Origin of the sequence: Paractinoplanes tereljensis (genome assembly GCF_016862435.1) — a bacterium.
GTDB classification, from domain to species: Bacteria; Actinomycetota; Actinomycetes; order Mycobacteriales; family Micromonosporaceae; genus Actinoplanes; species Actinoplanes tereljensis.
Genome location: NZ_BOMY01000009.1, coordinates 1 through 21813, shown reverse-complemented (window position 1 = coordinate 21813; position 21813 = coordinate 1). Strand labels below are relative to the sequence as shown.

The window sequence follows — 21813 nt, the reverse complement described above, 5'->3', positions numbered from 1 at the left end:
CAAGCCGAAACATACCTCCCAGAATTTAGGATGTCCAGATGGTGGGAGTCACTCCGCGGACCCTGGCCGAAAAGGTCTGGGACGACCATGTCGTGCGTGCTGCCGAGGGTGAGCCTGATCTGCTCTACATCGATCTGCACCTGCTGCACGAGGTGACCAGCCCGCAGGCCTTCGATGGTCTGCGTTTGGCCGGCCGCCCGGTGCGCCGCACCGACCTGACCCTCGCGACCGAGGATCACAACACCCCGACCGGGTATGACGATCCCTCGTTCAACACCAAGCGCGGCGAGCTCTTCACCATCGCCGACACCGTGTCCCGCACGCAGATCGAGACGCTGCGCAAGAACTGCGCCGAGTTCGGTGTGCAGATCCGCCCGCTCGGCGACGTGAACCAGGGCATCGTGCACGTGATCGGGCCGCAGCTCGGCCTGACCCAGCCCGGCCTGACCATCGTCTGCGGCGACTCGCACACCGCCACCCACGGCGCGTTCGGCGCGCTGGCCTTCGGCATTGGCACCAGCGAGGTCGAGCACGTGCTCGCGACCCAGACGCTGCCGCAGGCCAAGCCCAAGACGATGGCCGTGACCGTGGTCGGCGAGCTGCAGCCCGGCGTCTCCGCGAAGGACCTGATCCTCGCGCTCATCACGCAGACCGGCACCGGCGGCGGCAACGGCCACATCGTGGAGTACCGCGGCGAGGCCATCCGCAAGCTCTCCATGGAGGGCCGGATGACCATCTGCAACATGAGCATCGAGTGGGGTGCCAAGGCCGGCATGATCGCGCCGGACGAGACGACCTTCGCTTACCTTCAGGGCCGCGAGCACGCGCCCAAGGGCGAGGCGTGGGACGCCGCGGTGGCCTACTGGAAGACCCTCGCCACCGACGAGGACGCCGAGTTCGACACCGAGATCATCCTGGACGCCGCGGCGGTCAGCCCGTTCATCACCTGGGGCACCAACCCGGGCCAGGGCGCGGCTCTCGACAGCGTGGTGCCCGACCCTGACGAGTTCATCGAGGAGACCGACCGCAGCGCGGCCCGGCGGGCCTTGGAGTACATGGCCCTCACGCCCGGCACCCCGTTCCGCGAGGTTCCGGTCGACGTGGTCTTCGTCGGCTCCTGCACCAACGGCCGGCTCGAGGACCTGCGCGCCGCGGCCGACGTGCTGCGCGGCCACAAGGTGCACGACGACGTCCGGATGATGATCGTCCCCGGGTCTTATCAGGTGCGCGAGGCCGCCGAGGCCGAGGGCCTCGACAAGGTCTTCACCGAGGCGGGGGCCGAGTGGCGCTTCGCCGGCTGCTCGATGTGCCTGGGCATGAACCCCGACACGCTCAGCCCCGGCCAGCGCGCCGCCTCCACCTCCAACCGCAACTTCGAAGGCCGGCAGGGCAAGGGCGGGCGTACGCACCTGGTCTCGCCGCAGGTCGCCGCCGCTACCGCCGTCGTGGGCCGCCTCGCCGCGCCCGCCGACCTGTGACTGGAGTTTCACGATGGACAAGTTCGTGACCCACAGCGGCAAGGTCATGCCGCTCCGCCGATCTGATGTGGACACCGACCAGATCATCCCGGCTGTCTACCTGAAGCGGGTCACCCGCACCGGCTTCGAGGACGGGCTGTTCAGCGCCTGGCGCGAGGACCCGGGTTTCGTGCTGCACAACCCGGCCCACGCCGGGGCCACGATCCTGGTGGCCGGCCCCAACTTCGGCACCGGCTCGTCCCGGCAGCACGCCGTCTGGGCGTTGCGCGACTGGGGTTTCAAGGTGGTCATCGCCTCCCGATTCGGCGACATCTTCCGAGGTAACGCCCTTAAAGAGGGACTACTGCCGGTTCAGCTCGACCAGAAGGCCATCGAGGCCATCTGGGACCTGGCCGACAGCGAGCCGGATAAAGAGATCACGGTGGACCTGGGAGCCCGTCAGGTGCGCGTGGACGACGCTTCCTGGTCGTTCCCGATCGACGATTTCAGCCGGTGGCGCCTGATGGAAGGCCTCGATGACATCGGACTGACATTGCGCCACTCCGAATCGATCACCGAGTACGAGAAGCGCCGGCTCGCTTTCAAACCGGCAGTCGCCTGAGCCACAAAACACAGTCAGCACACCGAAATTCGCCCCCATCGGATCACCGTTGGGGGCGAATTCGTTGCAACACAAGGGTTTTTTTGCCACGAATGTTTGTGTCTGCTGGTCAGAGGGCATACCGTGCGCGCAGAATGGCTCGCAATGGGCCACTTCTCACGTTCGGGAGGAAACCGTGAACAAGGCCGAGCTCATCGAGGCGCTCGCCGCCCGACTCGGAGACCGTAAGACGGCGACGGCGGCATTGGATGCGGTCATCGCCGAGGTCGAGAACGCCGTCACCAAGGGCGACAAGGTCGCGATCACCGGCTTCGGGTCCTTCGAGAAGCGGGTTCGCAATGCGCGCACCGCGCGCAATCCGAGGACTGGCGAAGCGGTGAAAGTGAAGAAGACATCGGTGCCGGCGTTCCGGCCCGGTACCGCTTTCCGGGAGATGGTCGCGAACGGAAAGGCCGCCAAGGCGGCTCCGGCTAAGAAGACCGCGACCGCCGCGGCCACCAAGGCCGCTCCGGCGCGGAAGACGGCTACGACCGCCACCAAGGCGGCTCCGGCTACCAAGGCGGCTCCGGCCAAGAAGGTGGCGACCGCTACCAAGGCCACCGCTACCAAGGCGACCGCGGCCAAGAAGACCGCGCCCGCCAAGACGGCCGCCACCAAGGCGACCGCCACCAAGGCGACCGCTACGAAGGCGACTGCCACCAAGGCCACCGCCACCAAGACGGCCGCGGCCAAGAAGACCGCGCCCGCCAAGACGGCGGCCGTCAAGCCGACCGCGGCCAAGAAGACCACGGCCAGCAAGGCGGCTCCGGCCAAGAAGGCCACCACCAAGGCGGCTCCGGCTACCAAGGCGGCTCCGGCCAAGAAGGTGGCGACCGCTGCCGCTACCAAGACGGCGGCGGCCAAGAAGACCACCGCCCGCAAGACCACGTCGGCGGCTGCCAGCACGCCGGCCCGCGCCCGGGCCACCGCGTCGACGACGCGTAAGTCTCGCTGACGGTTTTCCTGACGAAAGGCGTCCACCCGTACGGTGGACGCCTTTCGTGTGTCCCGGCGCGGGAACCTGTGTGGCGCCTACCGTCCGGGCATGGAGCGCAGAGCTAGGCCACGGGGGCTGGTCGGCCGGTCGCTGATCGCCGCGGTGCTGTTCGCGGTCGCCGTCGTGCCCGGCTGGACGCTCGGTGACCTCAGCGAGGACTGGACCGGCAACGGGCTGCTGGACTGGCTGGTCACCTGCGCCTGGTGCGGGCTGGCGGTCCGCATGCTGGCGCCGCCGGCGTCCTATCGGGCGCGGGACGGCTGGCTCGGTGCGATCCCGCTGTACGGCTGGTATCTCACCTGTGTGCTCTGCTGGCGGATCGCCTATCTGCCGTTCCGGGACTGGGATCCGCGGCCCGACGAGCTGTCCCGGGCCCGCTGGCTCACCGGCGACCATCTCGGCCTGTGGCGGGCCGACTCGCTGCCCGCCCGCCGCGCCCCGGTCACAACCGGGACGCGTCCAGCAGCCGGTCCCCGGACCAGGTGAGCAACCACGCGTCGCCCTTCGGCGTCTTGTAGGGCGCCGGGTCGGACTCGTCGTGCAGGGTGGCCAGCATCGTCGGCATCACCTTGCCCTGGCCGCAGATCACCGGCACGCCGCCCGCGCGCAGCTCCAGAAGTCGCTGGGCGCCCAGTTTCGCCTTGGCCGGAGCGTCGTCCGGGTCGGCCGGCTCGGTGAACGCGCCGTCCTGCACGATCGGCCGGCCACCCAGCAGCGCGGCCAGCGGCTCGAGAGTCTGCTTGCACCGCAGTGGGGTGGCCGAGATGAGCCGTTCCGGCCGCAGCAGCGCCAGCACCGCGCCGATTCGGGCGGCCTCGTCCCGGCCGCGCTCGTCGATCGGGCGCAGCGCGTCGTTGCCCTTCCACTCCTTGCGTTCGCCGGCGTGCGCGTGCCGCACCAGGCCCACCACGGCGGTCACCGGCGGCAGCGCGATCACGTGCTCGACCAGCCGCCGCTCGTCGTCGTAGCTGAGCCGGGCCAGCGCCTCGGCCGGTGCCAGCCAGACCAGTTCGTCGACCTCGTCGGTGTCCTGCACCGGACCGTCGCCGACCGCCCGCATCAGCCAGTAGTCGACCGTTTTCGGGGTGCCGTCGGGCAGGTCGTAGGCGACCGTGGGCAGGCGCAGCTCGGGCACACCGGTCCAGCCGGTCTCCTCGGTCACCTCACGGACCGCACCGGCCAGCGGGTGTTCGTCGGCGTCCAGCTTGCCCTTGGGCAGCGACCAGTCGTCGTAGCGGGGCCGGTGCACGAGGCAGATCTCGCCGCCGGTCCGGTAGAGGACACCGCCCGCGGCGCGTACCTGATCCGCCATCAGACTGCTTTGCCCTTTCCGATGATCCGCCGCAGGAGTGCGGCCTGCAGGTGCGTGTGCGGCTCGGCCGGGCCGACCGGGCGGCGGTGCCAGGTGCCGTCGCCGGCCAGGTCCCAGCCCTCGCTCTCGTCGCTCATCGACAGCTCCAGCACCCGGCGGAGGTCGTTCTTGGCCGACGGCAGCGTCACCCGGACCAGCGCCTCGACCCGGCGGTCCAGGTTGCGGTGCATCAGGTCGGCCGAGCCGATCCAATATTCCGCGTCGTCACCGGGGCCGAACCGGAACACCCGGGAGTGCTCCAGGAAGCGGCCGACGATCGAGCGGACCCGGATGTTGTCCGACAGACCGGGCACGCCCGGGCGCAGCGCGCACATGCCCCGGATGATCAGGTCGACCTGCACGCCGTCCTGCGAGGCGCGGTAGAGCGCGTCGATGGTCTCCTCGTCGACAAGCGAGTTCACCTTGAACTGCACCAGCGACTCGCCGCCCGCGCGGGCGATCTCGGCCTGCTGCTCGATGCGTTCGACCAGGCCGGAGCGGACGCCGTGCGGCGCCACCAGCAGCCGCCGGAACGAACGCTGCCGGCTGTATCCGGTCAGCACGTTGAACAGGTCGGTGACGTCCGCGCCCACCTCGGGGTCGGCGGTGAGCATGCCGAAGTCCTCGTACAGCCGGGCGGTCTTCGGGTGGTAGTTGCCCGTACCGATGTGGCAGTAGCGCCGGATCTGGTTGCCCTCCTGGCGTACGACCAGAGCGGTTTTGCAGTGGGTTTTCAGACCGACCAGGCCGTAGACGACGTGGCAGCCGGCTCGCTCCAGGGTGCGCGCCCAGGCGATGTTGGCCACCTCGTCGAACCGGGCCTTCACCTCCACCAGCACGACCACCTGCTTGCCGGCCGCGGCCGCGTCGACCAGCGCGTCGACGATCGGCGAGTCGCCGGAGGTGCGGTAGAGCGTTTGCTTGATGGCCAGCACGTTGGGGTCGGCGGCGGCCTGCTCGATGAAGCGCTGCACGCTCGTCGAGAACGAGTGGTAGGGGTGGTGGACCAGGATGTCGCTCTCCCGCAGCCGGTTGAAGACGCTGCGCGGGACCTCACCGTCGGCCAGCTGCGGGTGGGTGGCCGGCACGAACGGCCGGTCCTTCAGGTCGTCCCGGTCGCACTCGCCGAACACCTGCCACAGCGACGACAGGTCGAGCAGGCCGGGCACCCGCAACACGTCCTGGCTGTCCATGTCGAGCTCGCGGACCAGGGTGTCGAGCACGTGGTCGCTGATCGAGGCGGCCACCTCGAGGCGGACCGGCGGCCCGAACCGCCGCTGCGCCAACTCGCGTTCGAGGGCCTGCAGGAGGTCTTCGTCGCGGTCCTCGTCGACCTCCAGCTCGGCGTTGCGGGTCACCCGGAACAGGTGCCACTCCTGGATCTGCATGCCGGAGAACAGCTGGTCGAGGTGGACCGCGATCAGTTCCTCGACCGGCAGGAAGCGGATGCCGCGGCTGTCGTTCTGCACCGTCACGAAGCGCGGCACGTTGTTCGGCACCTTGATCCGGGCGAACAACTCGGACGCGCCGCCGTCCGGCTCGCGCAGCACCACGGCCAGGTTGAGCGACCGGCTCGAGATGTAGGGGAACGGGTGGGCCGGGTCGACCGCGAGCGGGGTCAGCACGGGGAAGACCTGTTCCCGGAAGTAGGTGCGCAGGCGCTCCTTCTCGGCCGGGCCCAGCTCGCCCCAGCTGACCAGCTCGATCCCCTCGGCCGACAGCTTGGGCCGGACCTCCTCGCCGAAGCAGGCCGCGTGCCGGGTGACCAGGTCGGCGGTGCGCTCGCTGATCATCTCGAGCTGGTTGCGCAGCGAACTGCGGTCCCCGCCGCGCATCGGGAGCCCGGCGTTCAGCCGGCGCTTCAGGCCGGCGACCCGGACCATGAAGAACTCGTCGAGGTTGCTGGCGAAGATGGCCAGGAACTTGGCCCGCTCGAGCAGCGGGGTGCCCGGGTCCTCGGCCAGCGCCAGCACCCGGGCGTTGAAGTCGAGCCAGGACAGCTCGCGGTTGAGGAAACGGTCCTCGGGCAGCTCGGGGGCGCTGTCCGTCTCGAATGCCTCGTCCACCACCGGATCGTCGGCGGTCACTTCCGTCACGATGTGCTCCAAGGCGGTAGGTTCTGCTTCCTCCACGGTCCGGGGGAGGTAGCGGCCGTTCGGGCCACGCCGACGGGACTCGGGGATCCGGGGCGGGGTTTGCATCGCTCCATCATTGCGGGTCCGGGGGAAACGTGAAACGAACTAGTGCTTGATCAACTCAACCGATTCCGGGAATGGTGACCCGGCGCACGGTCCCCGCCGGTTCGGTCTCGATGTCCACACGCTGCCCCAGACGCAGCAGCCGCAAACCCGACCGGCCGAAAGCGACCGAGTCGAAGGCCAGCTCAGAGCCGTTGTCCAGGAGAAGGGTCCCGCTGCGGGAGTCGGGGTCGAAGGTCGCGATGGTGCCCTGCATGCCCTGAACGCTACCGGGTTCAGGCGGCCGGGGCGCAGCTCACCGTGAGTCCGAGATCACGCAGCAGCGAGCAGGTGTGCCGGCCGGCGCCCAGCTCCAGCACTCGCCGCAGGTCGGCCGGGGTGTCGACGTCCTGGCGGAGGCCCGGCCAGTCGCCGGTGAGGGCCTTCGCGCCGGAGGCCGCGTGCGCCACCGCCGAGCCCAGCCCGAAATGCGGGTCGAGCGGCTCGCCCGGCCCGGCCGCCAGCAGCACGGTGCCGGTGCCGGCGGCGTCGGCGACGAAGCTCCGGCCCTCGAAGAGACCGAGTGCCTCGTCCAGGTGCTCCGGCTGCAGCGCCGGGAGGTCGCCGGCGAGAACCGTACGGAACCGGTTCAGTCCCGCGATCTCGTCGGCCCCGTACCGCATCGCCGCGTTCAGGTCGCCGCCCGGTGTGTCCGGCACCACCCGCGCGCCCAGCTCGGTCACCGCGGCCGCCGCGACCGGGTCGTCGGTCACCACCACCAGCTCGGCCACCGCCGCGCCGGCCAGCACCGCGGACACGGTGTCGCGCACCATGGCCAGGGCCAGGTCGGCGTGCCGGGCCGCGGGCACCGCGCCACGCAGCCGGCTCTTCGCCGCGCTCAGCCGCTTGACGGGGATCACCGCCGTCCAGTCCCGCACCATGGGGGCAAGTCTGCCAGCGGCCACGTGACCGACCCCTGCCTGGTCCTCCGGCCCGCGAGCAGGCATGATTCGTCCGAGGTATGGGGACCGCGGTGGGGACACGCCGTGGTGTAGGCAGGAGGGGCCGTGGCTCGGCGCAGGCTGGGATTCTGGCGACGGTGCGCGGCGTGGTTGGCCATACCGGTGTTGAAGGTCTGGACCAAGCGGACCTGGACCGGGATGGAGAACATCCCGGCGACCGGCGGCATCATCGTCGTGCCCAACCACGTTTCGCACTTCGATCCGCTGGTGGTGGGCCACTACATCTACGGCGCCGGCCGCTGGCCGCGCTTCCTCGGCAAGGCCAGCATCTGGCGGGTGCCGGTGCTCGGACCGTTCCTGCGCAAGGTCGAGCAGATCCCGGTGGAACGCGGCAGTGTGGAAGCGGTGAAATCGCTCGACGTCCTGATCGATGCCCTGCATCAGGGCGGCGTCGTGGTGATCTACCCGGAGGGCACCACCACCAAGGACCCGGAGTTGTGGCCGATGCGTGGCAAGACCGGAGCGGCCCGGCTGGCCCTGGTCACCGGCGCCCCCGTGGTGCCGGTGGCGAACTGGGGAGCCGAGCGGATCTTCGACCCGCGAACGAGCCGGCTGAGCATGCGGCCGCGCACGCCGGTGACGGTCGTCGCCGGCAAGCCGGTCGACCTGTCCCGCTGGGAGGGTGCCACCCCGACCCGCGCGGTGCTCGACCAGATGACCGACCACATCATGATCGACGTCAGGGACCTGCTGGGTGAGTTGCGCGGCGAACAGCCGCCGGCCGCCCTCTACGAACGGCCGGCCCGTCGGGCCGGCGCCGCCGGGGAGGCGTGATGAGCCGCGCCACTGTTCTGGGATCCGGAGCCTGGGGCACCGCGTTCGCCAAGATGCTGGCCGAGGCCGGCAGCGACGTCACCATCTGGGCCCGGCGCGAGGCGGTCGCCGCCGAGATCCGCGACCGGCACGTCAACGAGGGCGCGCTGCCCTCGGTGAACCTGCCCAAGGAGATCACCGCCACCAGCGACCTCGCCGCCGCGCTCGACGGCTCGTCGCTGATCGCCATCGCCGTGCCGTCCCAGACGCTGCGCGGCAACCTCGCCGAGTGGGCCGGCCACTTCGCGCCCGGCTCGACCCTGATCTCGCTGATGAAGGGCATCGAGCTCGGCACCACGAAGCGGATGAGCCAGGTCATCGTCGAGACCGCCCGGGTCGACGCCGACCGGGTGGTGGTCGTCTCCGGGCCCAACCTGGCCCCGGAGATCGCCGCCGAGCAGCCGGCCGCGACCGTGGTGGCCGGCACCGACCCGGACCGGTGCCGGGCCGTCCAGCAGGCCATCGCGCTGCCCTACATCCGGCCGTACACGAGCGAGGACGTGATCGGCTGCGAGATGGGCGGCGCCGTGAAGAACGTCATCGCCCTGGCCTACGGAATGACCATCGCGATGGGCATGGGCGACAACACCCGGGCCTCGCTGATCACCCGCGGCCTGGCCGAGACCGCCCGGCTGGGCGTCGCGCTCGGCGCCGACCCGCTCACCTTCGCCGGCCTGGCCGGCCTCGGCGACCTGGTCGCCACCTGCTCATCGCCGTTGTCCCGCAACCGCACCTTCGGCGAGCAGCTGGGCCGCGGCAAGACCCTGGAAGAGGCCCAGGTGGCCGCGCGGCAGACGGCCGAGGGCGTGAAGAGCTGCCTGGCGATCCGCGACCTGGCCCGGACGGTCGGCGTCGAGATGCCGATCACCGAGCAGGTCGAACGGGTCTGCCACGAGGGCGCCGACCCGCGGGTCGCGGTGAAGATGCTGATGGGACGGGAGATCAAGCCGGAGTGAGTGAGCGAAGCGAGCGAACCATCAGGCTCAGTGCTCTGGTGCCTCATGTCGATTCGGAGCGAAGCGGAGAATCGGCATGAGCTACTCGGATGGGACTCGGGCGGTGCACGCCGGGCTGCCGGAGAAACCCGAGGTCGGCGATCCGTTCCTGCCCGGTCCGGTCTTCGCGGGGCCGTTCCACCTCGACCCGGTCAGCGGACCGGGCGAGAACGACTACGCCCGCACGCAGCACCCCACCCGGCGTGCCCTGGAGGCGGCGATCGGGCAGCTCGAGGGCGGTCCCACGCTGGTCTTCGCGAGCGGGCAGGCGGCGATCACCGCGCTGCTGCTGGCCGTGCTCCGGCCCGGCGACACCGTGGGGCTGCCCGCCGACGGGTACTTCACGGTCCGGGCATTCGCCGAGGGAACCCTTCGCGAGCTGGGCGTTTCCACCATCCTGGTGCCGACGTCCGGGCCATACCCCGACTTCGCGGGCGTACGGCTGGTGCTGCTCGAAACACCGGCGAATCCCGGGCTCGACGTGTGCGACATCCGAGCCGTGTCGGCGGCCGCGCACGCCGCCGGGGCCCTGGTCGCGGTGGACAACACGGCGGCCACGCCGCTCGGGCAGAACCCGCTCGCGCTCGGCGCCGACGTGGTGGTCGCGTCCGGCACCAAGGCGCTGACCGGCCACTCCGATCTGCTGCTCGGGTACGTGTCGAGCGGCGACGACGCGCTGCTCGGCAAGGTGGAGACCTGGCGCAAGCAGACCGGCGCCGTGCCCGGGGCGTTCGACTGCTGGCTGGCCCACCGGTCGATCGCGACGCTCGACCTGCGGCTGGCCCGGCAGACTTCCAACGCTGCCGCGGTCGCCGCGCTGCTCGCGGCCCGCCCCGACGTGACCGGCGTGCGCTGGCCGGGCCTTCCGTCCGACCCGTCGTACGCCGTGGCCGTCGCGCAGATGCGGCGGATCCCCGGGATCGTGTCGTTCGACCTCGGCTCGGCCGAGCGGGTGGCCCGATTCCTGACCGCGGCTTCGCTGGTCTTCGCGGCCACCTCGTTCGGCGGGGTGCACACCACGGCCGACCGGCGGGCCCAGTTCGGCGACGACACCGCGCCGGGCTTCGTCCGTCTGTCCTGCGGCATCGAGGACACCGCCGACCTGGTCGCGGACCTGACGGCGGCCCTCGACGTCTAGGGTTCTCGGCATGGACAGCTTCTCCGGCGACGAGGTCGCGGCGCTGACACAGGGCGAGAGCTTCTTTGTCGCACCCGGGGAGCGGGTCTGTCCCGCGTGTGGCGAGCGCCGGCTCCGGGCCTATGTCAACACCCCGGCGCACGCTCGCCGCCCGACCCTGGTCAGCTATGTCTGGTGTGCCGCCTGCCGCAAGTTCGTCGGCACCCGGGCGGCCCACCCGGACGGACTGGTGTTCTCCGACCCGCTGGCCCTGCTGTCCGAGGCCGAGCGCCGCGAGCTGGAGCGCAGCCTGGTCGGCTTCCTCACGCACCTCGACGAGCTGTGGGATTCCGGCGTGCTGCCGCAGTCCTTCGCCGCCTGACCGTTTTCTCCCCTTGCCCGCGCTTGCCTCGTGGTTCTAGGGTTCATTACATGAGTAATGAACCGCAGAACTAGGGAGGCTCGGTGTTCGACGACCGCAGCCCGATCTACCTGCAGATCGCCGACGGCATCAAGAACGACGTGCTGAGCGGGGCCCTCAAGGAGGACGAACAGGTCATGTCCACCAATCAATATGCGGCGTTCTATCGGATCAACCCGGCCACCGCGGCCAAGGGTTTCGCCCAGTTGGTCGACGAGGGCGTGCTCTACAAGAAGCGCGGCATCGGCATGTTCGTCAGCCCCGACGCCCGGGAGAAACTGCGGGCGGCCCGGCGCGAGCGGTTCTTCACCGAGGTGGTCGACCCGATGCTGGCCGAGGCGAAACGGGTCGGCATCGGCGTCGACGAGATCGTCCGGCACGTCGGGGGTGCCCGATGATCGAGTTGCGCGACCTGACGGTGCGCTACGGGTCGACCGTGGCGGTCGACGGGGTGAGTCTCGACCTGCCCACCGGCAAGATCTACGGCCTGCTGGGCCGCAACGGCTCCGGCAAGACCAGCCTGCTCAGTGCCCTCGCGTCCTATCGGCGGCCGGCTCGCGGCTCGGTCCGGTTCGACGGCGCCGACGCGTTCGAAAATCCGGCCGTCATGCGGCAGACCTGCTTCGTCCGCGACACCCTCGATGTCAACGACTCCGAGCGGGTGCGCGGGGTGCTCGCCGTCGCCGGCTGGCTGCGCCCGGCCTGGGACCACGACTACGCGGCCCGGCTGGTCGACCTGTTCGAGCTCGACCCGCGCAAACGCATCTCGGCGCTGTCCCGGGGCCAGCGGTCCGCGCTCGGCGCGGTGCTCGGTCTGGCCTCCCGGGCGCCGCTGACCATCCTCGACGAGACCTACCTCGGGATGGACGCGGTCGCCCGCAGCAACTTCTACCGCGAGCTGCTCGCCGACTACCTCGTCCACCCGCGCACGATCATTCTCTCCACGCACCTGATCGAGGAGGTCGCCGATCTCTTCGAGCGGGTGATCATCCTGGACCACGGACGGCTGCTGCTGCACGAGGAGACCGACGAGCTGCGCGGCCGGGGCATCACCGTGACCGGACCGGCGGCCGCGGTCGAGGCCTTCGCCGGCGGGCATCCGGTGCTGGGCGAGCAGAGCCTCGGCGGGGTGCGCGCGATGACGCTCGACTGGCGGCCCGAGCCGGCCGACATCGCCCGGGGCGAGGCGGCCGGGCTCACCTTCGGCCCGGTCGGCATTCAGGACCTCTTCATCCACCTCACGTCACCGTCGAAGCGGCTGGAGGCCATCCGATGAGCATGCACGGCGTCCTGTTCCGGATCTACCGGCCGATCATCATCCCGTTCGCGGTGATCCTGGTGACCGTCGATCTGTCGATCACCGCCCTGATCGTCGGCGGCAACGGCGAGATCGGCTTCAGCATGTGGCTGGTGCTGGCCGGCTCGGCCGCGAAATATTGGCTGCTCGTGGTCGGCATCATGCTCGTCGTCATGCAACTGCGGGTGTTCGTCGCCAACGGCCGCACCCGCCGCGAGTTCCTGGCCGGGGCCGGCGTGTTCGGCCTGATCGCGTCGGTGACCTTCGCGGCGATAGTGGTGCTCGGCCACGGGTTGGAGGGTGTCGTCCTCGAGGCGGTCGGTGGGCGCGGCGACGGCTATCCGGTGCTCTCCGTCGGCGGCATGCTGGGTGAGTTCGGCCAGGTGTTTCCCGAGACGATCGCCTACATGATCTCGGGCGCGCTCGTCGCGGCCGGCTTCTACCGCTGGCGGCCCTGGATCGGCGTGGTCGTCATGGTCGGTGGTGCGATCCCGGCCCTGGTGGCCGACGGCCTGCTCGGCATCGACGAGTTCGGTGTCATGGTGGCCCGCCTGCCCTACCCGGCGGCCCTGGCGCTGTCGCTGGCGGCCACGGCTCTGGCCGGCTTGGCGTTCCACCGGGTCATCAGCGGCGTCGCGATCAGGCGGACGGCCGGCTAGAGGTGCGTGACCCGGTTCAGAGGTGCGTGACCCGGTTCAGAGGTGCGTGACCCGGTTCAGAGGTGCGTGACCCGGTGCGCCGAGAGTTCGTAGAGCCAGTCGCGGGTGATCGGCATGTCGGAGCCGCCGGTCACCCGGCGCAGCGCGTCGCCCGGTGCGATGCCGAGCAGCACCAGCGTCGTGCAGGCCAGCAGCGTCGAGCGGCCGACGCCGCCGAAGCACTGGGTCGCCACGAACCGGCCGGCGCGCACCTGGGCGGCCAGCCGACCGGCCAGGCCGACGACCTTGGCCGCCTCCTCCCGGGGGATGCCACCCTCGGCGGCCGGGAACGAGACGAAGTCCACACCGAGGGCGGCCGCGGTGGCCGCGGTTCCGCCGAGACCGAGTCGCTGCTGCTCGACATTGGTCAGCGCGGACACCAGGACGCTGACGCCGGTGTCGGCGAGAGCGGTCAGTTCCTCCGCCTCCCAGCCGTCTCCGCGCGGGTGCACGATCGTGGCGAGCTGGCCTGAGCCCAGCCCGGCGATCACGTGGAGTGATGCTCTCATGAACCCGTAGTTCCCTTGTCCCGTGGCGGCGGCCGGGTGATCCCGTGAGTGGCTTACGCAGAGTAGGGTCACCCCCGGCATGCCCGCTAGCTGGAAGGCGCGAGAAAAGTGACGACTCCTCGGAAGACCCGCGTCGCGCTCGTGTTCGGTGGTCGCAGCACCGAGCACGCGATCTCGTGCGTGAGCGCCGGGAGCCTCCTTGGCGCTCTCGACCCCGACCAGTACGAGGTTGTCCCGGTCGGCATCACCCGCGACGGCGCCTGGGTGCTGGCCGGCGGTGACCCGGCCAACCTGGCCATCACCGACCGGCGGCTGCCCGAGATCACCGCGGCCAGCGGCAACGCGGTGGTGCTCGCGGCCGACCCGACCGCGACCGAGCTGATCGTGCGCGACCCGGTGGCCGGCATCTCCTCGCTGGCCGGCGTCGACGTGGTCTTCCCGGTGCTGCACGGCGCCTACGGCGAGGACGGCACCATCCAGGGCCTGCTCGAGATGGCCGGCATTCCCTACGTCGGGGCCAACGTCTTCGCCTCGGCCGCCGCCATGGACAAGGAATTCACCAAGAAGCTGGCGATCATCGAGGGCATCCCGGTCGGCCCCTACGCGGTGCTCCGGGCCGGCGTCGAGTTGTCCGAGGCCGACAAGGAACGACTGGGCCTCCCGGTCTTCGTGAAGCCGTCCCGGGCCGGTTCGTCGCACGGCATCACCAAGGTCACCGACTGGGCCGACCTCGACGAGGCCATCGCCAAGGCCCGGCAGATCGACCCGAAGGTGCTGGTCGAGTCCGCGATCGTGGGCCGCGAGATCGAGTGCGGGGTGCTCGAGGGCGAGGCCGGTGGCGCGCCCGAGTCGTCGCTGCTCGCCGAGATCCACGTCGACGGCAACGACTGGTACGACTTCGAGACGAAATACCTCGAGGGCAGCCGCTACGACATCCCGGCCGATCTGCCCGCCGAGGTGACCGCGCAGGTCCAGGAGTACGCCCGGCGCACCTTCACCGCGCTCGACTGCGCCGGCCTGGCCCGGGTCGACTTCTTCGTCACCGCCGACCACCAGATCTACCTCAACGAGATCAACACGATGCCCGGCATGACGCCGACCTCGATGTTCCCGCTGATGTGGGCGGCCACCGGCCTCGAATACCCGAAGGTTGTCGACCGGCTGATCCGCACCGCGCTACGCCGCGGAACCGGGCTGCACTAAGGCGGCTCAGCTACTGAGTGCAGCCCGAGGGCACGCCGTTGGTCTTCGACTTGATCGTCTTCACCACGGCGTCGGAGAACTCGTTCGCCCACTGCGCCGTCTGTTGATAGCTGCCCGGCACCGTCACCTGCACGGCCACCTCACGGTCCATCGTGGTGAACACGTCGGCGGCCGGGCCGTCGTCGCCCCACCAGCAGACCCCGTTCATCGCGAACATGGTGGCGTCCAATGGGACGCAGCCGTCGTGCCCGCCGTCCACCCGCTCGCACATCGTGGGCTGGGTGATTCCGCAGGCCACCGTGATCGGGGGTTCGCCGTAGGCAGCGTTCTGCTCGGGGCCGGCACTCACCTTGCGAGCCGGCAGGTCGCGCAGCTCGGTCGGCAACTGCGACGTCACGGCCAAGCAGACCTGCGTGGTGCGAGCGTCCAGTTTGGGCGCGGCCAGTTGGACCGCTGTGGACGGAACCGCCGCCGGTCCGGTCGCCGACGGGTTGGGCTGGGCATCCGCGTCGTCGCGCGGCGCCATCTTCCCGAACGCGAGGATGCCCACCAGCAGCGCCACCGGCACGGCGATCGCGGCAGCCCAGAGGGCCGCACCCCGCGTCGTCGAGTCCGGTTTCTTCCGCTGTTCCGGGGGAGCCTCCACGTCGACCATGCTCAGAGGTTTACCACGGAGCAGGTGAGGGTCCGCATGATGCCCGTGACGTTCTGGACGTGGCTCACAATCAGCCCACCGAGATCGTCGACGGTGTGTGCTTCGGCCAACACCACCACGTCGTACGGGCCGGTCACCGCGTCCACCCGGATGACCCCGGGTATTTTGCCTATCGCGGCGGCCACGTCATGGGCCCTTCCGACCTCTGTTTGGATCAGGATGTATGCCTGGACCACGATCCGCTCCCATCCGCCGCCAGCCGTAACTCGAACGTGAAACTACCGTAAGAATCGACACGGCTGCGGGATGCCACCGGTACGGAAAGGCTGCACACAGTGAGCATTGCCGAGATCGGCGAGTTCGGGCTGATTGCCCGGGTCGTCTCGCGGCTCGAAACCGGCCCGACGGTTCTGCTCGGACCGGGCGACGACGGTGCGGTGGTGGCCGCGCCCGACGGACGGGTGGTGGCCTCCACCGACGTGCTGGTCGAGGGCCGGCACTTCCGCCGCGATTGGGGCAGTGCCACCGACATCGGCCACCGGGCCGCCGCGGCCAACCTGGCCGACATCGCGGCCATGGGTGCCACCCCGACGGCGTTGCTGGTGGCGCTCTGCGCGCCCGGCGACCTGGAGGTCGGCTGGGCCGAGGAGCTGGCGGTCGGCCTGTCGGCCGAGGCCGCGCTGGTCGGCGCGAGCGTGGTGGGCGGCGACATGTCGTCGAGCCCGACGCTCACCGTCGCGGTCACCGCGCTGGGCGACCTGGGCGGCCGGCCGCCGGTGCTGCGCAGCGGGGCACAGCCGGGCGACGTTCTCGCCCTGGCCGGGCGCACCGGGCACGCGGCGGCCGGTTACACGATTCTCTCCCGCGGATTCCGTACGCCGAAGGCGCTGGTCGAGGCGTACCGGCGGCCCGACGTGCCGTACCAGGCCGGTCCGCTGGCCGCCCGGCACGGTGCCACCTCGATGATCGACATCTCGGACGGCCTGCTGCAGGACCTCGGGCAGATCGCCTCGGCCGGCCTGGTCGCCATCGACGTGCACAGCGACGCCTTCACGGCTCCGCCGCACATGCGGGACGCGGCGCTGGCCCTCGGCGTCGACCCGCTCCAGTGGCTTCTCGGCGGCGGCGACGACCACGCGCTCGCCGCGACCTTCCCGCCCGGCACGCCACTGCCCGAGGGCTGGCACGAGATCGGCCGGGTGTACGACGGCGAGGGTGTCACGGTCGACCGCAAGCCCTGGTCCGGGCCCCGAGGCTGGGACCACTTCAAGTAGTTACAGTCGGGTCGTGTCCGAGATCAAGATCAAGATGGTGGACTTCGGCGAGCCGGCCGTTCGCGCCCTGCTCGTCGACGTCCTCGACGAACTCTCCGAACGGTACGGCGGCAGCGGCGACGACACGCCCATCGGCGACGGCGACTTCACCCCACCGGCCGGCGCGTTCTTCGTGGCTGACGACGGCGAGAAACTCGTCGGCTGCGCCGGCTGGCGTCGGCACGGCGACGACGCCGAGCTGAAGCGCATGTTCACCGCGAAGTCGGCCCGCGGCCGGGGCCTGGGCCGCCGCCTGCTCGCCACGATCGAGGAATCGGCCCGCGAGGCCGGCTGCACCCGGCTGATCCTGGAGACCGGGGACCGGCAGCCCGAGGCGATCAATCTGTACGAGTCGGCCGGTTACGTCCGGATCGCGGACTTCGGTTTCTACGCCGGGGAGGACGGCGTGCTGTCCTTCGCGAAGGCGCTTTAGGCACACAACGCTTCAGGCACACAAATAGCCGCCGGGCCACTGGCCCGGCGGCTGATGTGTCTGATGCGCCAGAGTTAGGCGCGCACGACCTTGCCGGCCTTGATGCACGAGGTGCAGGCCTTGACCTTCTTGGTCGTGCCACCACCGGCCGGGGTGCGCACCGACTGGATGTTCGGGTTCCAGCGGCGGTTGGTCCGCCGGTGCGAGTGGGACACGTTGTGGCCGAAGCCCGGTCCCTTGCCACAGACGTCGCACACGCTAGCCACGGGGTACTCCTGAGTTCTCAGCGAAACTTGAAGGCGCCCAGCCAACACCGCTTGGGCAACCCGGCAAGGTTACCCGATGCCCCACCAAGACAGCCAATCGCCCCGGTCAGGGTGCGGTCACGGGCGAATGTCAGGGGTGGTTAGTACGATTTTCGCGTGCTGAAGACCCTCGACGACGCCGCGGTCCACCGCTGGTGCGGTGGTGGGCTGGAAGCGCTGCGTGCCCATCAACACGAAATCGACGAGCTGAACGTCTACCCGGTGCCCGACGGCGACACCGGCACCAACCTCGTGCTCACCCTCACCTCCGCTCAGCAGGCCCTCGACGAGGCCCAGGCCGCGGCGCTCTCCGGCGATGTGCTGGCGGCGCCGGCAGCGGCCAGGGCGCCGGGCCGGGCCCTGGGGCGGATGGCCCGGGGTGCCCTGCTCGGGGCCCGGGGCAACTCCGGCGTGATCGTCTCGCAGATTCTCCGGGGGATGGCCGACAGCATGGCCACCTCGGTTGCCGTGCGCGGCGGCGAGCTGGCCCGGGCGCTGCGGTCGGCCACCGAGGCCGCCTACGCGGCGGTGGCCCGCCCGGTTGAGGGCACCGTGCTGTCGGTGGTGGCGGCCGCGGCCGAGGGCGCGGGCCGCATCAAGTCCGACGACCTGCTCGCGGTGGCCCGAGCGGCAGCGGTCGCCGCCTCCGAGGCCCTGGCCCGCACTCCCCAGCAGCTCCCGATCCTGGCCCGCGCCGGCGTGGTCGACGCCGGCGGCCGAGGCCTGTGCCTCCTGCTGGACGCCTTGGTCGAAGCCCTGACCCCGGCCGACCCACCCCACCCGGCGGCCGACTCCGGCGAGGAGCCGGCCGATCCCGCCGAGGTGGGCACGGCCGGGAGTGTTCCCGCGAGGGCGGAAGCCGGCGGAGATGGTTTCGGCTACGAGGTGCAATACCTGTTGGAGGCGCCGGACGCGGCCGTCGGGGAGCTGCGGCGGGTGCTGGACGGGCTGGGGGATTCGCTGGTCGTGGTCGGGTCGGGGGACGGCACCTGGAACGTGCATGTGCACGTGGCGGCCGCGGAGATCGGGGCGGCCGTCGAGGCCGGGGTGGTGGCCGGGCGGCCGCATCGGATCAGCGTCACCCCGCTGGAACCGGGGCGCGGCCATGCGGCGGTGGCCGCCGAGGAACGGCCGGTGCTGCGGCGCGGGGCCGTCGTGGTCGCGGCGGGGGACGGGCTGGCCGCCCTGTTCGAGCACGAGGGCGCGATCGTGGTCGACCGGAACCCGTCGACCCGGGAGATGGTCAAGGCGATCGCGGCGACCCGGGCCGGCTGCGTGGTGCTGTTGCCCAACGACGCCAACACCCACGCGGTGGCCATCGCCGCCGCCCGGGAGGCGGAGGGTTCGGGGGTCCGGGTGAGCGTGGTGCCGACCCGCTCGCCGGTGCAGGCACTCGCGGCGCTGGCCGTGCGGGACGCCGGGCGGCCGTTCAGCGACGACGTCATCGCGATGGCCGAGGCGGCCGGCGCCTGCCGGTACGGCGAGGTGTGCACGGCCCAGCGCGACTCGCTCACGGTGGCCGGTCCGTGCCGGGCCGGCGACCTGCTCGGCCTGGTGGACGGCGAGGTGCACGTGATCGGCGCCGACCTGGAAGACGTGAGCCGCCGCCTGCTCGACCGGATGCTCGGCGGCGGTGGCGAGCTGACCACGCTGGTGCTCGGGGCCGACGCCCCGATCTCCCTGGAGGAGACGTTGCGCGGCCACGTCGGGCAGACCTGGCCGTTCGTCGAGCTCCAGTGCTATGCGGGCGGCCAGCCCCGCTACCACCTGTTGGTGGGCGTGGAATGAGAGGAGCGGAATGAGCGAGCCGACCGACGGCGCGGAAGTCACCGCCACGACGACCACGACGCCGTTGCGCGCGGTGCTCGGGGAGAAGACCGCGAAGGCGCTCGCCACCCATCTAGAGCTGCACACCGCCGGCGACCTGATCTACCACTTCCCCCGGCGATACGACGAGCGCGGCGAGCACACCGACATGCGCGACCTGCAGATCGGCGAGCAGGTGACGCTGCTGGCCCAGGTGCAGTCGATGAGCGTGAAACCGATGCGGGCCCGCAAGGGCAACATGCTCGAGATCACCATCGGCGACGGTTCCGGCGCGACGCTGACCTGCACGTTCTTCAACCAGGCGTGGCGCGAGCGGGAGTTGCGGCGGGGTCGGTGGGGGCTGTTCGCCGGCAAGATCACCGATTTCCGGGGCAAGCGCCAGCTGAACGGCCCGGCCTATCAACTGCTGAGTGTCGACGCGACGCAGGACGAGGCGGCCGAGGAGATCGAGGAGTTCGCGGGCGCGCTGATCCCGGTCTACCCGGCCGCGCAGGCCGTGCCGACCTGGGTGATCGCCAAGTGCGTGCGCACGGTCCTGGACACTTTCCAGCCGCCCGCCGATCCCCTTCCGGGTGCGGTTCGGGCCAACCGCAACCTGGTCGGCATCGGCACCGCGCTGCGCGAGATCCACCGCCCCACCTCGAAAGAGGCGCTGTACTCCGCGAAGTACCGGCTGAAGTGGGACGAGGCGTTCGCCGTTCAGCTCACCCTGGTGCAGCGCCGGGCCCGCGCGGCCGGCAGCCCGGGTCACGCCCGGCCGCGGGTCGACGGCGGCATCCTGGCGAAATACGACGCCGGCCTGCCGTACGAATTGACCGAGGGCCAGCAGTCGGTCGGCGAGGAGATCGCGGCCGACCTGGCCAAACCGCACCCGATGCACCGCCTGTTGCAGGGCGAGGTCGGCTCGGGCAAGACGCTGGTCTCGGTGCGGGCGATGCTGCAGGTGGTCGACTCGGGCGGCCAGGCGGCCCTGCTCGCGCCCACCGAGGTGCTCGCCACCCAGCACTTCCGCGGCATCAGCGAGCAGCTCGGCGCACTCGGCCGGGCCGGCGAGATCGACGGTGATCCGGCCGGCACCCAGCTGGCCCTGGTCACCGGTTCGCTCGGCGCGGCGGCCCGGCGGGCCGCGCTGGCCAAGGTCGCGGACGGGACGGCCGGCATCGTGATCGGCACGCACGCTCTCCTTTACGAGGGGGTCGACTTCCACGATCTCGGCCTGGTGGTGGTCGACGAACAGCACCGGTTCGGGGTGGAGCAGCGGGACGCGTTGCGCGCCAAGGCGGCCGTCCCGCCGCACGTCCTGGTGATGACGGCGACGCCGATCCCGCGCACGGTCGCGATGACCGTCTACGGCGACCTCGAGACGTCCACCCTGTCGCAGTTGCCGCGCGGCCGATCGCCGATCGCGTCGCACGTGGTGCCGCCGGAACGCCCGGCCTTCCTCGACCGGGCCTGGCAGCGGCTGCGCGAAGAGGTGAAGGCCGGCCACCAGGCCTACGTGGTCTGCCCGCGGATCGGTGCCGCCGAGGGCGAGGAGGAAGAACCGCCGGGCGACAACGAGCCGGCCCGTCGCCCGCCGCTGGCCGTGACCGAGGTGGCCCCGCTGCTGGCCGAGGGGCCGTTGCGGGGCCTGCGGATCGCGGTGCTGCACGGCAAGCTGCCGGCCGACGAGAAGGACGCGGTGATGCGCTCCTTCGCCAAGGGCGAGGTGGACGTGCTGGTCGCCACGACCGTGATCGAGGTCGGGGTCGACGTGCCCAACTCCACCGTCATGATCATCATGGATGCCGACCGGTTCGGCGTCTCCCAGCTGCACCAGTTGCGCGGCCGGGTGGGCCGGGGCTCGGCGCCCGGCATCTGCCTGCTGGTCACCGAGTCGGTGGAGGGCACGGCGGCCCGCGAGCGGCTGGACGCGGTGGCCGCGACGACGGACGGTTTCCGGCTCTCCGAGATCGATCTGGAGCAGCGCCGGGAGGGCGACGTGCTGGGGGCGTCCCAGTCCGGCAAGCACTCGCATCTGAGGTTGCTGTCGCTTCTTCAGGACAGCAAGCTGATCACCGAGGCCCGGGCCGAGGCCACCGAGCTGATCGGCGACGACCCCGACCTGACGAAATACCCGGCGTTGGCCGCCTCGGTGGCCGCGCTGGTCGACGAGGAACGCGCTGAGTATTTGGAGAAGGGTTGATCCTGCACATCTGTCCGCGCGACACGTGGGAGCAAGCGGTCGCGGCGGGCGTCTACGAGGGCGACACGCTCGCCACCCAGGGCTACATCCACTGCTCCACCGAAGAACAGGTGCATCAGCCGGCGACGTTCCTGTTCCGCGGGCGCACCGACCTGCTCCTGCTGCAGATCGACGAGTCCCGGCTACCAATAGAGGTGACCTGGGAGGAGGGCGACCCGGCGCACCCGGACGGCCTCCTCTTCCCGCACCTCTACGCGGCGCTGCCGATCGAGGCGGTCGTGGCGGTCACCGACTACCTCCCGGACGCCGACGGCTCGTTCTCGCCGCCGACGGGCCTCTAGCCAAACAGAAAGGCGCGCTGACCCCCAGGGGTCAGC

The 21813-nt window shown here is 70.9% G+C and carries 25 protein-coding genes; 17 read left to right on the top strand and 8 right to left on the bottom strand.

Going from position 1 to position 21813, the window contains the following annotated elements:
- Window positions 1-38 precede the first annotated feature (38 nt).
- The 4 genes from leuC to Ate02nite_RS06810 all read left to right on the top strand — a co-directional run bounded on the left by leuC (window position 39) and on the right by Ate02nite_RS06810 (window position 3601).
- Entirely contained in the window at window positions 39-1478 is a 1440-nt protein-coding gene (gene leuC, locus Ate02nite_RS06825) for a 3-isopropylmalate dehydratase large subunit (RefSeq protein ID WP_203800693.1), read from the top strand.
- Between the two features lie 13 nt (window positions 1479-1491).
- Window positions 1492-2079 carry a 3-isopropylmalate dehydratase small subunit gene (leuD, locus tag Ate02nite_RS06820; RefSeq protein WP_203800691.1) on the top strand — a complete coding sequence of 196 codons (588 nt, stop codon included), beginning with the start codon at window positions 1492-1494 and terminating at the stop codon, window positions 2077-2079.
- 175 nt (window positions 2080-2254) lie between these two features.
- The gene (locus Ate02nite_RS06815) at window positions 2255-3073 is read left to right on the top strand and encodes an HU family DNA-binding protein (RefSeq protein ID WP_203800688.1); all 819 of its coding nucleotides are present in this window, start codon (window positions 2255-2257) and stop codon (window positions 3071-3073) included.
- 90 nt (window positions 3074-3163) lie between these two features.
- Window positions 3164-3601 carry a hypothetical protein gene (locus tag Ate02nite_RS06810; RefSeq protein ID WP_203800685.1) on the top strand — a complete coding sequence of 146 codons (438 nt, stop codon included), beginning with the start codon at window positions 3164-3166 and terminating at the stop codon, window positions 3599-3601.
- Here Ate02nite_RS06810 and Ate02nite_RS06805 read toward each other — a convergent pair.
- From Ate02nite_RS06805 to cofC, 4 genes are read right to left on the bottom strand one after another with little or no spacing between them, the layout of a single operon-like run.
- Window positions 3558-4427, bottom strand: a complete 870-nt coding sequence (locus tag Ate02nite_RS06805) for an NUDIX hydrolase (RefSeq protein ID WP_203800684.1) — start codon at window positions 4425-4427, stop codon at window positions 3558-3560. The genes Ate02nite_RS06810 and Ate02nite_RS06805 overlap by 44 nt on opposite strands.
- Entirely contained in the window at window positions 4427-6667 is a 2241-nt protein-coding gene (locus Ate02nite_RS06800) for an RNA degradosome polyphosphate kinase (protein ID WP_203800682.1), read from the bottom strand. The genes Ate02nite_RS06805 and Ate02nite_RS06800 overlap by 1 nt, the downstream gene beginning before the upstream one ends.
- A gap of 55 nt (window positions 6668-6722) precedes the next feature.
- On the bottom strand, window positions 6723-6920 hold the full coding sequence (locus Ate02nite_RS48630) for a cold-shock protein (protein WP_239147178.1): 198 nt from the start codon (window positions 6918-6920) through the stop codon (window positions 6723-6725).
- 19 nt (window positions 6921-6939) lie between these two features.
- Window positions 6940-7584: a 2-phospho-L-lactate guanylyltransferase gene (cofC, locus tag Ate02nite_RS06795; RefSeq protein WP_239147177.1), complete on the bottom strand. Its 645-nt coding sequence runs from the start codon at window positions 7582-7584 to the stop codon at window positions 6940-6942.
- A 126-nt stretch (window positions 7585-7710) separates the two neighbouring features.
- Between cofC and Ate02nite_RS06790 the strand changes: the two genes are divergently transcribed.
- From Ate02nite_RS06790 to Ate02nite_RS06760, 7 genes are all read left to right on the top strand, one after another.
- On the top strand, window positions 7711-8439 hold the full coding sequence (locus Ate02nite_RS06790; RefSeq protein ID WP_203800681.1) for a lysophospholipid acyltransferase family protein: 729 nt from the start codon (window positions 7711-7713) through the stop codon (window positions 8437-8439).
- Window positions 8436-9434, top strand: a complete 999-nt coding sequence (locus Ate02nite_RS06785; RefSeq protein WP_438871159.1) for an NAD(P)H-dependent glycerol-3-phosphate dehydrogenase — start codon at window positions 8436-8438, stop codon at window positions 9432-9434. Before Ate02nite_RS06790 ends, Ate02nite_RS06785 begins: the two co-directional genes overlap by 4 nt.
- A gap of 76 nt (window positions 9435-9510) precedes the next feature.
- Window positions 9511-10611: a cystathionine gamma-lyase gene (locus Ate02nite_RS06780; protein WP_203800676.1), complete on the top strand. Its 1101-nt coding sequence runs from the start codon at window positions 9511-9513 to the stop codon at window positions 10609-10611.
- Window positions 10612-10621: 10 nt separating this feature from the next.
- Window positions 10622-10972, top strand: a complete 351-nt coding sequence (locus Ate02nite_RS06775) for a hypothetical protein (RefSeq protein ID WP_203800674.1) — start codon at window positions 10622-10624, stop codon at window positions 10970-10972.
- An 83-nt stretch (window positions 10973-11055) separates the two neighbouring features.
- Window positions 11056-11409, top strand: coding sequence for a GntR family transcriptional regulator (locus Ate02nite_RS06770; protein ID WP_203800671.1), 354 nt, complete (start codon window positions 11056-11058; stop codon window positions 11407-11409).
- Window positions 11406-12287 (top strand): ABC transporter ATP-binding protein, encoded by an 882-nt coding sequence (locus tag Ate02nite_RS06765; protein WP_203800669.1) that lies wholly within the window; start codon window positions 11406-11408, stop codon window positions 12285-12287. The genes Ate02nite_RS06770 and Ate02nite_RS06765 overlap by 4 nt, the downstream gene beginning before the upstream one ends.
- Window positions 12284-12967 (top strand): hypothetical protein, encoded by a 684-nt coding sequence (locus Ate02nite_RS06760; protein WP_203800666.1) that lies wholly within the window; start codon window positions 12284-12286, stop codon window positions 12965-12967. The genes Ate02nite_RS06765 and Ate02nite_RS06760 overlap by 4 nt, the downstream gene beginning before the upstream one ends.
- Window positions 12968-13023: 56 nt before the next feature.
- Here Ate02nite_RS06760 and Ate02nite_RS06755 read toward each other — a convergent pair whose 3' ends face one another.
- Window positions 13024-13515, bottom strand: coding sequence for a protein-tyrosine phosphatase family protein (locus tag Ate02nite_RS06755; protein WP_203800663.1), 492 nt, complete (start codon window positions 13513-13515; stop codon window positions 13024-13026).
- A gap of 108 nt (window positions 13516-13623) precedes the next feature.
- Here Ate02nite_RS06755 and Ate02nite_RS06750 point away from each other — a divergent pair, with 108 nt between their 5' ends.
- A complete protein-coding gene (locus tag Ate02nite_RS06750) occupies window positions 13624-14718 on the top strand; it encodes a D-alanine--D-alanine ligase family protein (protein WP_203800661.1) in 1095 nt (364 codons plus the stop codon).
- 10 nt (window positions 14719-14728) lie between these two features.
- Here Ate02nite_RS06750 and Ate02nite_RS06745 read toward each other — a convergent pair whose 3' ends face one another.
- Together Ate02nite_RS06745 and Ate02nite_RS06740 are read right to left on the bottom strand one after the other, a co-directional pair.
- Complete coding sequence (locus tag Ate02nite_RS06745) at window positions 14729-15373, bottom strand: DUF3515 domain-containing protein (RefSeq protein WP_203800659.1); 645 nt, start codon at window positions 15371-15373, stop codon at window positions 14729-14731.
- A 2-nt stretch (window positions 15374-15375) separates the two neighbouring features.
- Window positions 15376-15609: an Lrp/AsnC ligand binding domain-containing protein gene (locus tag Ate02nite_RS06740; protein WP_203800657.1), complete on the bottom strand. Its 234-nt coding sequence runs from the start codon at window positions 15607-15609 to the stop codon at window positions 15376-15378.
- Window positions 15610-15708: 99 nt separating this feature from the next.
- On the opposite strand from Ate02nite_RS06740, the gene Ate02nite_RS06735 reads away from it, so the two are divergent.
- Complete coding sequence (locus tag Ate02nite_RS06735) at window positions 15709-16647, top strand: thiamine-phosphate kinase (protein ID WP_203800655.1); 939 nt, start codon at window positions 15709-15711, stop codon at window positions 16645-16647.
- A 13-nt stretch (window positions 16648-16660) separates the two neighbouring features.
- Window positions 16661-17119 (top strand): GNAT family N-acetyltransferase, encoded by a 459-nt coding sequence (locus Ate02nite_RS06730; RefSeq protein ID WP_203800653.1) that lies wholly within the window; start codon window positions 16661-16663, stop codon window positions 17117-17119.
- 74 nt (window positions 17120-17193) lie between these two features.
- On the opposite strand, the gene rpmB is transcribed toward Ate02nite_RS06730, so the two are convergent.
- Window positions 17194-17385, bottom strand: coding sequence for a 50S ribosomal protein L28 (gene rpmB / locus Ate02nite_RS06725; protein WP_111654257.1), 192 nt, complete (start codon window positions 17383-17385; stop codon window positions 17194-17196).
- 156 nt (window positions 17386-17541) lie between these two features.
- Here rpmB and Ate02nite_RS06720 point away from each other — a divergent pair, with 156 nt between their 5' ends.
- The 3 genes from Ate02nite_RS06720 to Ate02nite_RS06710 are packed head-to-tail and all read left to right on the top strand — an operon-like array spanning window position 17542 to window position 21777.
- Window positions 17542-19212: a DAK2 domain-containing protein gene (locus Ate02nite_RS06720; RefSeq protein ID WP_203800651.1), complete on the top strand. Its 1671-nt coding sequence runs from the start codon at window positions 17542-17544 to the stop codon at window positions 19210-19212.
- 10 nt (window positions 19213-19222) lie between these two features.
- Window positions 19223-21436, top strand: coding sequence for an ATP-dependent DNA helicase RecG (gene recG / locus Ate02nite_RS06715; RefSeq protein ID WP_203800648.1), 2214 nt, complete (start codon window positions 19223-19225; stop codon window positions 21434-21436).
- Entirely contained in the window at window positions 21433-21777 is a 345-nt protein-coding gene (locus Ate02nite_RS06710; RefSeq protein ID WP_203800645.1) for a DUF952 domain-containing protein, read from the top strand. Before recG ends, Ate02nite_RS06710 begins: the two co-directional genes overlap by 4 nt.
- Window positions 21778-21813: the final 36 nt, after the last annotated feature.